Genomic DNA, 14,321 nt, shown 5'->3' with positions numbered 1-14,321 from the left:
AGGAGTTCGACCATGTCTTCTGCCAAGAATACTGCTGCCGTGGAAAAGGGCTTTGCCCACACGGGCGCCAACCTGGTGCGCGACGTCAGCCTGCCTGCGCTGGTGCTGCATCGCGAGGCGCTGGAACATAACATTCGCTGGATGCAGGACTTTGTCAGCAACAGCGGCGCGGAACTGGCGCCCCACGGCAAAACCAGCATGACACCGGCGCTGTTCCGTCGCCAACTGGACGCCGGTGCCTGGGGCATCACCCTGGCCAGCGCCACGCAGACCCGCGCGGCGTATGCCCATGGCGTGCATCGGGTGCTGATGGCCAACCAATTGGTCGGTACGCCGAACATGGCGCTGATTGCCGATCTGCTGGCGGACCCGACGTTCGATTTCCATTGCATGGTCGATCACCCGGACAACGTCGCTGACCTGGGGGCGTATTTCGCCTCGCGCGGCGTGCGGCTGAACGTGATGATCGAGTACGGCGTGGTCGGCGGTCGTTGCGGTTGCCGCACGGAAGAGGAAGTGCTCGCACTGGCCAAGGCCATCACCGCGCAACCGGCCCTGGCGCTGACCGGGATCGAAGGCTACGAAGGCGTGATCCACGGTGATCATGCGGTTACTGGCATCCGAGCATTTGCCGGGTCGTTGGTGCGTTTGGCGGTGCAGTTGCAGGACAGCGGCGCGTTCGCCATCCCCAAACCGATCATCACCGCGTCGGGATCGGCCTGGTACGACTTGATCGCCGAGGAGTTCGAAGCGCAGAACGCAGCAGGGCGCTTCCTCAGCGTGCTGCGTCCGGGCAGCTATGTCGCCCACGACCATGGCATCTATAAAGAAGCGCAATGCTGTGTGCTCGACCGCCGCAGCGACCTGCACGAAGGCCTGCGCCCGGCGCTGGAAGTCTGGGCTCACGTGCAATCGTTGCCGGAGCCGGGTTTTGCGGTGATCGCCCTCGGTAAACGCGACGTGGCCTATGACGCCGGTTTGCCCGTGCCGTTGCTGCGTTACAAGGCCGGTGTGGTGCCGGCGACGGGCGACGACGTGAGTGCCTGCAAGGTGACGGCGGTGATGGACCAACACGCGTTCATGACCGTCGCGCCGGGGGTTGAATTGCGGGTGGGCGACATCATTTCGTTCGGTACTTCGCACCCGTGCCTGACGTTCGACAAGTGGCGCACGGGGTGCCTGGTGGATGAGCAACTGAACGTCATCGAAACCATGGAAACCTGTTTCTAAGGTTTGAGACCGCGGCGCGGCCATCGCCGGCAAGCCGGTCTCCCACAGGGGAATCGATTCCACTGTGGGAGCGAGCCTGCTCGCGATAGGGCCCTGCCAGACAACACAGAAACACCAGAGACCCCACAACATGAACACCATCAGCACCCTCGGCCCCAACACCCCGCGCATCGCCCTGATCGGCGAATGCATGATCGAGTTGCAGCAACGCGCCGACGGCAGCCTGCAACAGAGCTTCGGTGGCGATACCTTGAACACGGCGGTCTACCTGTCCCGGGAGCTGGGCGAGGGTGGCGCGGTGGATTACGTTACCGCCCTGGGCGACGACAGTTTCAGCGATGCCATGTGCCAGAGCTGGGCCGACGAAAACATCGGCCTGGGCATGGTCCAGCGCTTGCCCGGCCGGTTGCCCGGTTTGTATTGCATCCAGACGGACGCTGCCGGTGAGCGGCGTTTTCTCTACTGGCGCAATGAGGCGGCGGTCCGCGATTGCTTCACCACCCCGGCCGCCGCGCCGATCCTGGCTGCGCTGCCGGATTACGACGTGCTGTATTTCAGCGGCATCACCCTGGCGGTGCTCGGTGTGCAGGGGCGGGAGACATTGCTGGAAGCCCTGATCGAGGCCCGGCAGCGGGATGCGCGAATCGTGTTCGACAACAACTATCGGCCACGCTTGTGGGCCTCGATTGAGGACGCGCGGGCGGCTTATCGCAGTGTTCTGCCGTATGTCGATCTGGCGTTGCTGACCGTTGATGACGAGCAGGCGTTGTTTCATTTCTCGGATTGTGAGGCTGTGTTTACGGCTTATGAGCAGATCGGCACGCCTGAGGTTGTGCTCAAGCGGGGTGCCGAGGCGTGCCTGATTCGCTGTGATGGGGAGTCGTTTGAAGTGCCGGCCCAGGTCGTTGAGCGAGTGGTGGACACCACGGCGGCGGGGGATTCGTTCAGCGCGGCTTATCTCGCCAGTCGGCTCAAGGGCGCAAGCCCGGTCGAGGCCGCTGAGGCCGGGCATCGGTTGGCGGGCCGGGTGATTCAGGTGCCGGGGGCACTGATCCCGAAAAACTGAAATGCAATACCCTGTAGGAGCTGCCGAAGGCTGCGATCTTTTGATCTTGATTTTCAGCGGTACCGAAAAGAGCAAGATCAAAAGATCGCAGCCTTCGGCAGCTCCTACAGGGAGCCATTCACACTTTCCAATTTACTCAATCCCGGTAAAACACCTGCACCAGGTGATAGCCAAACTTGCTCTTGATCGGCCCATGCACCACCCGCAGCGGTTTTTTGAAGATCACGGCATCGATCACACCGACCATCTGCCCTGGCCGCACTTCACCAAGGTCGCCGCCGCGCTTGCCGGACGGGCAGGTGGAGTACTTCTTGGCCAGCACATCGAAGGCTTCACCCTTGGCGATGCGTTGTTTGAGCTGCTCGGCTTCTTCCGAGGTTTTCACCAGAATATGGCGGGCTTGAGCTTTCATTGGGGCAGGTACCTTGCAACGGTGGTGACAGCGGGGCGCGCGATTATGCCTTAAGTCATTCCGGTTGGCCGATCATCGTGCGAATCTTGTTGGCCAACAGGTCGATGGAAAAGGGTTTGGCCACCATGTCCATGCCTTCTTCGAGGAAACCCTGACGTTCGGCGGCTTTTTCCGCATAACCGGTCATGAACAACACTTTGAGATCGGGGCGATGCTGACGCGCGATTTCTGCCAGTTGACGACCGTTCATGCCCGGCAGGCCGACATCGGTCACCAGCAGATCGACCCGCAGATCAGATTCCAGCAACGGCAGGGCGGTCTTCGCGTCTTCGGCTTCATGGGCGTGATAACCCAGTTCGTTGAGCAGGTCGAGCACCAGCATGCGAACTGCCGGATCGTCTTCCACCAACACCACGGTTTCACCGGCAATCGCCGCCGGCGCCTCGCTGGTGACGGGCATCAATGTATTTTCCGGTGGCGCGACGTGCAGCCGTGGCAGGTACAGACGAACGCTGGTGCCCTGGCCCGGCAAGCTGTATAGGCTGACGTGACCACCCGATTGCTGGGCGAAACCGTAGATCATCGACAACCCCAGGCCGGTGCCCTGGCCGATGGGTTTGGTGGTGAAAAACGGGTCGAAAGCCTTGGCCAGCACCGACGGCGTCATGCCGGTGCCGTTGTCGCTGACGGCAATCATCAGGTAATCACCGGCCTTGACCGGTTCCAGGGTCGTGATGTCATTGCCGTCGAGATAAACGTTGGCGGTCTCGATCAGCAGTTCGCCTCCATCGGGCATCGCATCCCGGGCGTTGATCACCAGGTTGAGCAGCGCGTTTTCCAGTTGGCTGACGTCGGTGCTGACCGGCCACACCTCATCGGCCAGTTGCAGTTTCAACTCAATGTGGTCGCCCTTGGTGCGGCTGAGCAGATCTTCCAGGGAGTGGATCAGATCGTTGGCGTTCAGCGGCTTGCGATCCAGTGACTGCCGCCGGGAGAACGCCAGCAGGCGATGAGTCAGGGCGGCTGCGCGGTTGGCCGAGGACACGGCGGCTTCGGTGAAACGGCCGATTTCGGCGGCACGCCCGTCGGCAATGTAGCGTTGCATCAAATCCAGACTGCCAATGATCCCGGTGAGCATGTTGTTGAAGTCATGGGCGATACCGCCGGTGAGCTGGCCGACCGCTTCCATTTTTTGCGCATGGCGCAAGGCGTCTTCAGCACGCTCGCGCTCGAACATCTCGTTTTGCAGCCGCTGGTTGGCTTCGGCCAACTGCTGGGTGCGGGCGGCGACCCGCTCTTCAAGGGTTTCGTTGAGATTGCGCAGCGCTTCTTCAGTCTCTCTACGCTCGGTTTCATCGATGACGAAAATGTAGAAACCATTCACCGCACCATCCGGGCCGTGACGTGGCAGGTAATTCATCAGTGCATGGCGGATGCTGCCATCGCGGTGCGGTGTGTCGATGCTGAAACAGCAAGGCCTGCCCGCCAGCGCTTCGGCGATGTGCCCGGCGCGCAGGGCATAGGCTTCTTCGCCCACTACTTCACGAATGGTCCGGCCGTAAAGCTCCTGAGGCGTCAGGCCGTACCAGTCCAGGTACGCGGCGTTATTCAGGCGAAAGCGTTCCTCGCTGTCGACGTAGCTGATCAGGATCGGCATCGCGTTGATGATCAGTTGCAGCTCGGTCTGGCTCTGGCGCAAGGCTTGCTCGGTGTGTTTGCGTTCGGTCAGGTCCAGGGCGGCACCGAGGAAACGGATCGGCCGGCCATGATGGTCCTTATAGCAACGACCACGGGCAAACACCCAGCGCAGCTGTCCATCGGCTTGCAGCAGGCGGTATTCCTCGGCGTATTCGGTGCCGTCGGCGATGCAGTGCTTGATGGCACGGGTGACCATCGAGCGGTCTTCCGGGTGCACCGCCTCCAGGTAGTCACTGATGGGCAACTGGCCGGCGAATTGCGGGTCGATGCCGTGCAATTGAGCGAAGTGGGCGTCGGCGATGAAGCGGTCCTCGCCAATGTCCCAGTCCCAGGTACCGACGGCGTCAGTGGCGGCGAGGGCCAGTTGCAGGCGTTCCTCGGTTTCCTGCTGGGCCTTGAGGCTGGCGGCGGAGCGCTGTTCGAGTTCGAGGGCGATGCGTCGGCGTTCGTTGGTTTCGATGGCCGTGACCAGAATCCCGGCGACCTCGGCGCTTTCATCGCGGATCGGACTGTAGGTCAGGTCCAGCCAGAAGTCGGAATCATGATCGTTGCGCTGCAGGGTAAAGCGCTGTTCGCTGTAGGTACGCACTTGGCCCTGTAGGACGGCGCTGTAAATCGGGTCGGTAAAGTCTTCGAGTTCTGGCCAGATTTCGTGTGTTGGCTGTCCGAAAGCGTGTGGATGCTTGCTGCCGGCGAGGAAGGCGAAGCCATCGTTGTAGATCTGCGTCAACTGCGGGCCCCACAGCAACAGCATCGGCATCGGTGAATGAATCACGATGTCCACCGCGGTGCGCAGGCTCTGCGGCCAGGTACTGGCAGCGCCCAGCGGGGTGCGTGTCCAGTCCAGTCGGGCGATCAAGGCCTGAGCATCGCTGCCGGTCGGTGATGCGTTCATCAAATTGTCCTGCGCTTAAGTCGGTGTGGCGGCGTCTACTATCCTAGGGCGGTAGACGCTGGATGACCCGTTTTTCGGGTCATTTTGTTCATTGAATGCTTCGCGGGTGCTTTTTGCCATGGAAATCGATGCGCTGTTGAGGCTCCTGGCCAATCAGGACGGCTCTGATCTATACCTGTCCACGGGCGCACCGCCCGTCGCGCGGTTTGAGGGTGTGCTCAAACCCCTGGCCGCTGAGCCGTTCAAGCCCGGGGAAATCGCGGTCATCGCGGCGTCCATCATGGACGCCGAACAGCGTCTGGAGTTCGATCGGGAGCTGGAGATGAACCTGGCGATCTCGTTGGCCGGGGTCGGGCGCTTTCGGGTCAATATCTTCAAGCAGCGCAACGATGTGTCGATCGTGGCGCGCAATATCAAACTCGACATTCCACGCTTCGAAGACCTCAAGTTGCCGCCGGTGCTGCTCGAAACGGTGATGCTCAAACAAGGGCTGATGCTGTTCGTCGGCGCCACCGACTCGGGCAAGTCCACCTCACTGGCGGCGCTGATCGATTACCGCAACCGTCACAGCAGCGGCCACATCATCACCATCGAAGATCCGGTCGAGTACATTCATCGGCACAAGCAGTCGATCATCAACCAGCGCGAAGTCGGCGTCGATACCCGCAGTTTTCATGCCGCGTTGAAAAATACCCTGCGCCAGGCGCCGGACGTGGTGCTGATTGGTGAGATTCGCGATCGCGAAACCATGGAGCACGCACTGGCGTTTGCCGATACCGGGCATCTGGTGATTTCCACCCTGCATGCCCATAACGCCAATCAGGCGCTGGACCGGATCATCAACTTCTTCCCCGAAGAACGCCGGCCGCAGCTGCTCAATGATTTGGGCAATAATCTGAAGGCCTTTGTGTCCCAGCGGTTGGTGCGCACCCGCGATGGTCAGCGTCGGGCGGCAGTGGAAGTGATGCTGGGGACGCCGACGATTGGTGACCTGATCCAGCGCAATGAGTTTGCCGAACTCAAGGGAATTATGGAGAAGTCGGTAGAGCAGGGGATGCAGACGTTCGACGGTGCGCTTTACGCGCTGGTCGTCGAGGGGGCGATTGAAGAGCAAGAGGCGTTGAAGCATGCGGATTCGGTGAACAATTTGCGCTTGCGGCTCAAGTTGTATGCCGAAGCATCATCGGGGTCCCACGCACCGCCGGGTGAATGGGGACTCATGGACTGACGCATTCCCCGTAGGAGCTGCCGAAGGCTGCGATTTTTTGATCTTCAGCAATGTCATTGACGCCATAAGATCAAAAGATCGCAGCCTGCGGCAGCTCCTACACAGGTCGCATTTCAATCCTTGAGTTCGGGGCGGTCGCGGAACTGTTCGAGCGCCTCGGGATTGGCCAGCGCATCGGTGTTTTTGACCTTTTCACCATGCACCACATTGCGCACCGCCAACTCGACCACCTTGCCGCTGATCGTCCGTGGAATGTCTGTCACGGCGACGATCTTCGCCGGCACATGCCGTGGCGTGGTGTTGGCGCGAATGACCTGGCGAATCTGCTGCTGCAGGGCGTCATCCAGTTCGACACCGTCGCGTAAACGTACGAACAGCACCACCCGCACGTCATCCAGCCATTGCTGACCGATGGCTACGCTGTCGAGCACCTGCGGGACTTTCTCCACCTGACGGTAGATTTCCGCGGTGCCGATGCGCACGCCACCGGGGTTGAGTACCGCGTCCGAGCGCCCGTGGATCATCATGGTGCCGTGCGCCAACTGTTCGGCGTAATCACCCTGGGCCCAGACGCCGGGAAACTGGCTGAAGTAGGAGGCGTGCAGTTTTTCTCCGCTGGGGTCGTTCCACAGGCCGATGGGCATCGCCGGGAAGTGCCGGGTGCAGACCAGTTCGCCTTTTTCGCCAATGACGGTAAGGCCGGCGTCGTTCCAGACCTCGACGGCCATGCCCAGGCTCTTGCCCTGTATTTCCCCGCGTCGTACCGGCAACAGCGGATTGCCGTTCACAAAACAGGAGACGATGTCGGTGCCGCCGGACATCGACGCCAGGCACAGATCGGCCTTGAGGTCGCGGTAGACGTAGTCGTAGCTTTGCGGCGACAGCGCAGAACCGGTGCACAGCAGGATTTTCAGGCTGCCCAGATCATGGCTGTCCCGAGGTTTCACGCCACTGCTTTCCAGGGTCGCAAGGTACTTGGGGCTGGTGCCGAAGACGCTGATGCGCTCGTCGTCGATCAGGTCGATCAAGCGTTCGGGGCCGGGGTGGAAGGGCGAGCCGTCGTACAGCACCACGGCGCTGTCCACGGCCAGGGCCGAGACCAGCCAGTTCCACATCATCCAGCCACAGGTGGTGTAGTAGAACAACCGGTCGCCGGGGCCGAGATCGCAATGCAGGCCGTGTTCCTTGACGTGTTGCAGCAACACGCCGCCGGTGCTGTGGATGATGCATTTGGGCACGCCGGTGGTGCCGCTGGAATAGAGGATGTACAGCGGATGGGCGAAGGGCACGGGGACGAAATCCGGCTCGCCGCCAGGGTCGTAGAAGTCATCCCAGAGCGTTACGTTGGCCTGGGTGCGGAAATCTTCGATGCGCGTCTGTGGGCGTGCGTAGGGCACCACGATCAACTGTTTGAGCGACGGCAGGCGCTCAAGGATTTCGTTGACCTTGGCGCGCTGGTCGATCTCTTTGCCGGCATAGCGGTAACCGGCGCAGGTGATCAGCACTGTCGGTTCGATCTGACCGAAGCGGTCGATCACCCCCTGGGTGCCGAAGTCCGGCGACGAACAGGACCAGATCGCGCCGAGGCTGGTGGTGCCGAGCATGGCCACCAGGGTTTGCCAGGTGTTCGGCATGCACGCGGCGACCCGGTCGCCGAGGCCGACACCGGCGGCTTGCAAGCTGTGTTGAAAACCGGCGACATGCTCCGCCAGTTCGGCCCAGGTCAGTTGTTCGCGCTGGCCGTTTTCACCGATGGTGACCACCGCCACGGCATCGTCGCGACGGCGCAGCAAGTGTTCGGCGAAGTTCAACGTGGCGCCGGGGAACCATTGGGCGCTGGGCATTTGCGCGCCTTCGATCAGCACGGCGTCCGGTTGATCGTGAAAACGGATGTCGAAGAAATCGATGATCGCCTGCCAGAAGTCGACCCGATGATCGATGGACCATTGGTGCAGGGCGGGGTAGTCGGCAACGTTGAGGCTGTGTCGCTGATTGATGAAGCGCCGGAAGGCGTCCATGCGAGTCTTGCCGATGCGCTCGGCGCCGGGTTGCCAGAGGATGTCGGACATGATTTGCCTCTTCTTCTATCTGCAGATCCATTCGCGAGCAGGCTCGCTCCCACAGGGAATCGCGTTTCAATGTGGGAGCGAGCCTGCTCGCGAAGAACGATAACGCGGTCTAGTGGAGGGTTACTGCGCCAACCACCCACCATCAATATTCCACGCCGCGCCCCTTACCTGGCTACCGGCTTCGCTGCACAAAAACAGTACCAGTTCGCCCAGTTGCGGCGGTGTCACGAACTCCCCGGACGGCTGCTTCTCGGCCAGCAAATCATGCTGCGCCTTTTGCGGCTCGACGCCGGTCGCGATGCGGTCATCGATCTGCTTTTGCACCAGCGGTGTCAGTACCCAGCCCGGGCAAATGGCGTTGCAGGTAATGTTGGTGGTCGCGGTTTCCAGGCCGACCACCTTGGTCAAACCGATCACCCCGTGCTTGGCGGCGACGTACGCCGCCTTGCCCACCGAGCCGACTATGCCGTGCACCGACGCGATGTTGATGACCCGCCCCCAGCCTTTGGTGCGCATGCCCGGCAGGCTCAAACGGGTGCTGTGAAACACCGACGACAGGTTGATCGCAATGATCGAATCCCAGCGCTCCACCGGGAACGCTTCCACCGGCGCCACGTGCTGAATGCCGGCGTTGTTGACCAGGATGTCCACGCCGCCAAACTCGCGCTCGGCGTAGGCGATCATCTCGGCAATCTGCGCCGGGTCGCTGACATCGGCCGGATGATGGCCGACCTTGCCACCGAACTGTTCGACTTCGGCAATCACTTTGGAGGCATCGCCGAAACCGTTGAGGATCAGGTTGGCGCCTGCCTTGGCCAGACTGAGGGCGATCCCCAGGCCGATGCCGCTGGTGGAACCGGTGACCAGTGCGGTCTTGCCCGAAAGAGTCGTCATGAATACCTCACACAATGCCAGTGGCGTAGAAAGTACCGATCACCACAAAAACCGCCAGGGTCTTGATCAGCGTAATACAGAAAATGTCTTTGTAGGCTTCGCGGTGGGTCAGGCCGGTGACCGCCAGCAAGGTGATCACCGCGCCGTTGTGCGGCAGCGTGTCCATGCCGCCACTGGCCATTGCGGCCACGCGGTGCATCACTTCCAGTGGGATGTTGGCCGCGTGGGCCGCGGCGATGAAGTCATTGGCCATGGCTGCCAGCGCAATGCTCATGCCGCCCGACGCAGAACCGGTGATGCCGGCCAGCAGGGTCACGGTAATCGCTTCGTTGACCAGCGGGTTGGGAATGCTCTTGAGCCAGTCGGCCAGCACCAGGAAGCCCGGCAAGGAGGCGATCACCGCACCGAAGCCGTATTCCGAGGCGGTGTTCATCGCTGCCAGCAACGAACCCCCGACCGCACTTCGACTGCCTTCGGCCAACTTGCCGCGAATCGCCTGGAAGCCGAACACCAACACCATGATGATGCCGACCAGCAAGGCAGCCTGAACCGCCCAGATCGCCGTGAGCTTGGCGATTTCGGTGGTCACCGGCGCAGCCATGCCCGGCAGCGCGAGGCTGTGGGTCTTGCCGTACCACTGCGGAATCCACTGGGTAAACAACAGGTTCATGATGCCGACGGCCAGCAGCGGTGACAGCGCGATCCACGGATTGGGGAGTTTGATGTCGGCAGCGGTTTCCGGCTCGTTGCGCAGGTCGGTGCCATAGCCTTCACCGCAAAGCTGAGCCTTGTTGCGCTGGCGCTGCAGAAACAGCATGCCGGCGAAGACCACGAAGATCGAGCCGATCAAACCCAGCCACGGCGCGGCCCAGGCGGTGGTGTTGAAGAAGGTGCTGGGGATGATGTTCTGGATCTGCGGCGTGCCGGGCAGGGCGTCCATGGTGAACGAGAATGCACCGAGGGCGATGGTCGCCGGGATCAGGCGCTTGGGGATGTTGCTTTGGCGGAACATTTCAGCGGCAAACGGGTAGACCGCGAACACCACCACAAACAGCGACACGCCGCCGTACGTGAGCAGGGCGCAGACCAGCACGATCACCAGCATCGCCTGACGGGTGCCGAGCAGACGGATCGCCGCCGCGACGATGGAGCGCGAGAAGCCGGACAACTCGATCAGCTTGCCAAACACCGCACCGAGCAGGAACACCGGGAAATACAGTTTGATGAAGCCGACCATTTTCTCCATGAACACCCCGGTGAAGGCAGGGGCGACGGCGGAAGGGTCGGTGAGCAGAACGGCGCCGAGGGCGGCAATCGGGGCAAAGAGGATAACGCTGTAGCCACGGTAGGCCGCGAGCATCAGCAGCGCGAGGGCTGCCAAGGCAATGATCACACTCATGGTGTGTCTCCTGGATTGTTATTTTTGTAGGGTGGAACTTTTGTGGGAGAGGGCTATAGCGAGTTTTGTGCCACGTATGCAACATATTGAAATATAAGGATAAGTTTAAAATTTGTAGGCGGGATATTGCTTGATCGTCTCCAATGTGAGACTTGCATTGACAGTACCGGCCTCATCGCGAGCAGGCTCGCTCTCACAGGTTGATCGGGTTGTCATGCAGGGCGCGGTCAATTGTGGGAGCGAGACTGCTCGCGATGGCCTGTCTAACTATGGAGATCAATGTCTCTTTATTGAGACTCGACAATCCCCAACGCCACCATCTTCTTGTACAACGTCGACCGCCCCAGCCCCAACCGAGCCGCCGCTTCAATCACCTTGCCCCCGCATTGCGCAAGGGCCGATTCAATCAACTGCCGGTCAAACCGCTCGCGAGCCTCGCTGAAGGTCTCATGGGCAACCGGCTCGATGTCCAAGGGCGCTACACGCTCCACCGGCGTGAACGTGCCAATCGCCGCGCGAATATCCTCGGCATTCAACATCAGGTCATCACTGAGCAATGCCGCCCGTTCCAGCACGTTGCGCAGTTCGCGAATATTCCCCGGCCAGGCGTGTTGACCCAGCAGCCCCAGCGCCTCGCGGTTCAGCTCGTGCTGGCTGCGCAGTTCCTCAAGGATTGCTTCACTGAGCGCCGGCAAGTCGTCGAGACGATCGCGCAGGGGCGGAACCTGAATCGGCAGGACATTGAGGCGGTAATACAAGTCGGCGCGAAACTCGCCGCGTTTGATCGCTGCCTCCAGATCGGTAGACGTCGCGGCAATCACTCGCACATCGCTCTGGATCACTTCGTTGGAGCCCACCGGCTCGAATTCCTTTTCCTGCAACACGCGCAGCAGTTTGCTTTGCAAGGGCAGCGGCATGTCGCCGATTTCATCGAGGAACAGCGTGCCACCCTGGGCAATCTGTAACTTGCCGGCGCGGCCCTTGCGGTCGGCGCCGGTAAACGCGCCGGGGGCGGTGCCGAAGAACTCGGCTTCCAGCAGCGACTCGGGAATCGCCGCGCTGTTGATGCTGACGAAGGCTTTGTGCGCACGGGGCGAAGCACTGTGGATCGCCTGGGCCAGCAGTTCCTTGCCGGTACCGGTTTCGCCGAGCAGCAACACCGGCGAATCAGCGCTGGCGCTGCGCCGGGCACGGCGCTTGACCTCCAGGCTGGCCGCACTGGTGCCGATGAAATGGGCGAAGTTGTACTTGGTCTGCCGCGCCCGCAACAGCGAACGGGTGGACGCCAGTTCTTCCTGCATGCTCATGTAGCGCTTGAGCATCGGCGACAGGCTGCGCAATTCGTCGAACAGCGCAAAACCGATGGCGCCGATCACCACGCCGGCATCGTCATGAATCGGCAGGCGCATGACCACCAGCGGTTCTTTGGGGGTGTCCTGCATGTCGAGCAAAATCGGCCGGCCGGTGCGCACCACCTCGCGCAACAGGCTGCCGGGGATCACGCTTTCGCAGGCCTTGCCGATCGCCACTTCCGCCGATGCCAGGCCAAAGCGTCGGGCATAACGCTCGTTCATCCAGACGATGTTCGCGTCGCGGTCGACAATCACCGTGCCTTCACTCGACTGCTCGATGATCTCGAACAACGAACGGATCGCCAGCAGGCGAACGCGCTGGTAGTCCTTTAGGCTTTCGGTGGTGTTCATGGGTGTCATATCCAGAATGTGTGGTGTCTGTGCGGGCCTCTTCGCGAGCAGGCTCGCTCCCACAGTCGATCTGTGTTGTTCACAAATCCCCTGTGGGAGCGAGCCTGCTCGCGATGGCCGCAACGCGGTTCAACGACAGGATATGCCTATCGCGGATGCGCCGCCGCCAACAGCTCTTTGGTATACGGATGCTGCGGTGACTCGAACACGTCGTGGCTGGCGCCGCTTTCCACGACTTTGCCGTCCTTGATCACGATCATGTCGTGAGCCAGGGCGCGCACCACCGCCAGGTCGTGGCTGATAAACAGATACGTCAGCCCGTGTTTTTCCTGAAGCTGGCGAAGCAGGGCGACCACTTGCTTTTGCACGGTGCGATCGAGCGCCGAGGTCGGTTCGTCCAGCAGGATCAGCGCCGGTTTCAGCACCAGCGCCCGGGCAATGGCGATGCGCTGGCGTTGGCCGCCGGAAAATTCGTGGGGATAGCGATGGCGGCTTTGCGGGTCGAGACCGACTTCTACCAGCGCCTGGATCACCTGGGCCTCGCATTCATCGGCGGTCGACTGGCTGTGAACTTCAAGGCCTTCACTGATGATCTGCGCCACGGACATCCGCGGGCTGAGGCTGCCGAAGGGGTCCTGGAACACCACCTGCATTTTCTTGCGCCACGGCCGCAACTGCTTTTGCGTCAGACCGTCCAGCGCCTGACCCTGAAAGCGAATGCTGCCCTCGGAGTCGAGCAAGCGCAAGATCGCCTGACCCAGTGTCGACTTGCCCGAACCGGATTCGCCGACAATACCCAGCGTCTTGCCGCGCTGGACATTCAAGCTGATGCCGTCCACTGCGTGTAAATACGTCTTGCGCTGAAACAGCCCGCCACTCAGGGCGAAGCGTACGCACAGATTGTCCACTTCCAACACTTTTTCGCGTTCGTCCCGGGCCAGGGCTTCACCTTCCGGTTCGGCGTTCAGCAACACGCAGCTGTAGGGATGCTTGGGGTCAGTGAACAGCGTCTCGCAGGGCGCCTGTTCGACGATTTCCCCGGCCTTCATCACGCACACGCGCTGGGCAATGCTGCGCACCAGATTGAGGTCGTGGCTGATCAACAGCAGCGACATGCCGAGCCGTTGCTGCAGGGATTTGAGCAGCAGCAGGATCTTGCGCTGCACCGTCACGTCCAGCGCTGTCGTCGGTTCATCCGCGATCAGCAACTGCGGCTCGCAGGCCAGGGCCATGGCGATCATCACCCGTTGTCGTTGGCCACCGGACAACTGATGGGGATAGGCCTTGAGCCGCTCTTTGGGTTTCTGGATGCCAACCAGATGCAGCAGTTCCAGAATTCGTGCTTGCGCCGGCTTGCCGGTCAATCCCTTGTGCAGCAGCAAGGTTTCGCCGATCTGCTTTTCGATGCTGTGCAGCGGGTTGAGCGAGGTCATCGGCTCCTGGAAGATCATCGCGATGCGGTTTCCGCGCAACTCACGCAGCACCTTGGACGAGGCACCGAGCAGTTCCTTGCCGCGATAACGGATGCTGCCCGTGGTTTCAGTGCCGGTCTCGGGCAGCAGTTGCAGAATCGAATGGGCGGTCACCGATTTACCGGAACCCGACTCGCCCACCAGTGCCAGGCATTCACCGGGGCGGATGTCCAGGCACAGATTGCACACCACGGTCTGGCCGCTGAAGGCCACGCTGAGGTCACGGATTTCGATCAGGTTGCTAGTCATGTCAAC

10 protein-coding genes are annotated in these 14,321 nt (G+C 61.4%); 3 read left to right on the top strand and 7 right to left on the bottom strand.

Annotation, left to right across the window (positions count from 1 at the left end):
* Nucleotides 1-12 precede the first annotated feature (12 nt).
* Together ACYZUD_RS09540 and ACYZUD_RS09535 are read left to right on the top strand one after the other, a co-directional pair.
* Nucleotides 13-1,230 carry an amino acid deaminase gene (locus ACYZUD_RS09540; protein WP_462023775.1) on the top strand — a complete coding sequence of 406 codons (1,218 nt, stop codon included), beginning with the start codon at nt 13-15 and terminating at the stop codon, nt 1,228-1,230.
* A gap of 130 nt (nt 1,231-1,360) precedes the next feature.
* Entirely contained in the window at nt 1,361-2,296 is a 936-nt protein-coding gene (locus tag ACYZUD_RS09535) for a sugar kinase (RefSeq protein WP_462023773.1), read from the top strand.
* A gap of 136 nt (nt 2,297-2,432) precedes the next feature.
* On the opposite strand, the gene ACYZUD_RS09530 is transcribed toward ACYZUD_RS09535, so the two are convergent.
* The gene (locus tag ACYZUD_RS09530) at nt 2,433-2,708 is read right to left on the bottom strand and encodes a peptidylprolyl isomerase (protein WP_007898282.1); all 276 of its coding nucleotides are present in this window, start codon (nt 2,706-2,708) and stop codon (nt 2,433-2,435) included.
* 55 nt (nt 2,709-2,763) lie between these two features.
* On the bottom strand, nt 2,764-5,301 hold the full coding sequence (locus tag ACYZUD_RS09525) for a PAS domain-containing hybrid sensor histidine kinase/response regulator (RefSeq protein WP_462023771.1): 2,538 nt from the start codon (nt 5,299-5,301) through the stop codon (nt 2,764-2,766).
* Nucleotides 5,302-5,419: 118 nt separating this feature from the next.
* On the opposite strand from ACYZUD_RS09525, the gene ACYZUD_RS09520 reads away from it, so the two are divergent.
* On the top strand, nt 5,420-6,529 hold the full coding sequence (locus ACYZUD_RS09520) for a PilT/PilU family type 4a pilus ATPase (protein WP_462023769.1): 1,110 nt from the start codon (nt 5,420-5,422) through the stop codon (nt 6,527-6,529).
* Nucleotides 6,530-6,642: 113 nt separating this feature from the next.
* Here ACYZUD_RS09520 and ACYZUD_RS09515 read toward each other — a convergent pair whose 3' ends face one another.
* From ACYZUD_RS09515 to ACYZUD_RS09495, 5 genes are all read right to left on the bottom strand, one after another.
* Nucleotides 6,643-8,598 (bottom strand): acetoacetate--CoA ligase, encoded by a 1,956-nt coding sequence (locus ACYZUD_RS09515; protein ID WP_462023767.1) that lies wholly within the window; start codon nt 8,596-8,598, stop codon nt 6,643-6,645.
* Nucleotides 8,599-8,718: 120 nt separating this feature from the next.
* A complete protein-coding gene (locus ACYZUD_RS09510) occupies nt 8,719-9,492 on the bottom strand; it encodes a 3-hydroxybutyrate dehydrogenase (protein WP_462023765.1) in 774 nt (257 codons plus the stop codon).
* A 7-nt stretch (nt 9,493-9,499) separates the two neighbouring features.
* A complete protein-coding gene (locus tag ACYZUD_RS09505; protein WP_462023763.1) occupies nt 9,500-10,891 on the bottom strand; it encodes a GntP family permease in 1,392 nt (463 codons plus the stop codon).
* A 287-nt stretch (nt 10,892-11,178) separates the two neighbouring features.
* The gene (locus tag ACYZUD_RS09500) at nt 11,179-12,594 is read right to left on the bottom strand and encodes a sigma-54 interaction domain-containing protein (protein WP_462023761.1); all 1,416 of its coding nucleotides are present in this window, start codon (nt 12,592-12,594) and stop codon (nt 11,179-11,181) included.
* Nucleotides 12,595-12,740: 146 nt separating this feature from the next.
* Nucleotides 12,741-14,315: an ABC transporter ATP-binding protein gene (locus tag ACYZUD_RS09495; protein ID WP_462023759.1), complete on the bottom strand. Its 1,575-nt coding sequence runs from the start codon at nt 14,313-14,315 to the stop codon at nt 12,741-12,743.
* Nucleotides 14,316-14,321 lie beyond the last annotated feature (6 nt).

It is taken from the genome of Pseudomonas sp. XS1P51, from assembly GCF_054897845.1.
This window is presented reverse-complemented; position numbering and strand designations above follow the sequence as displayed.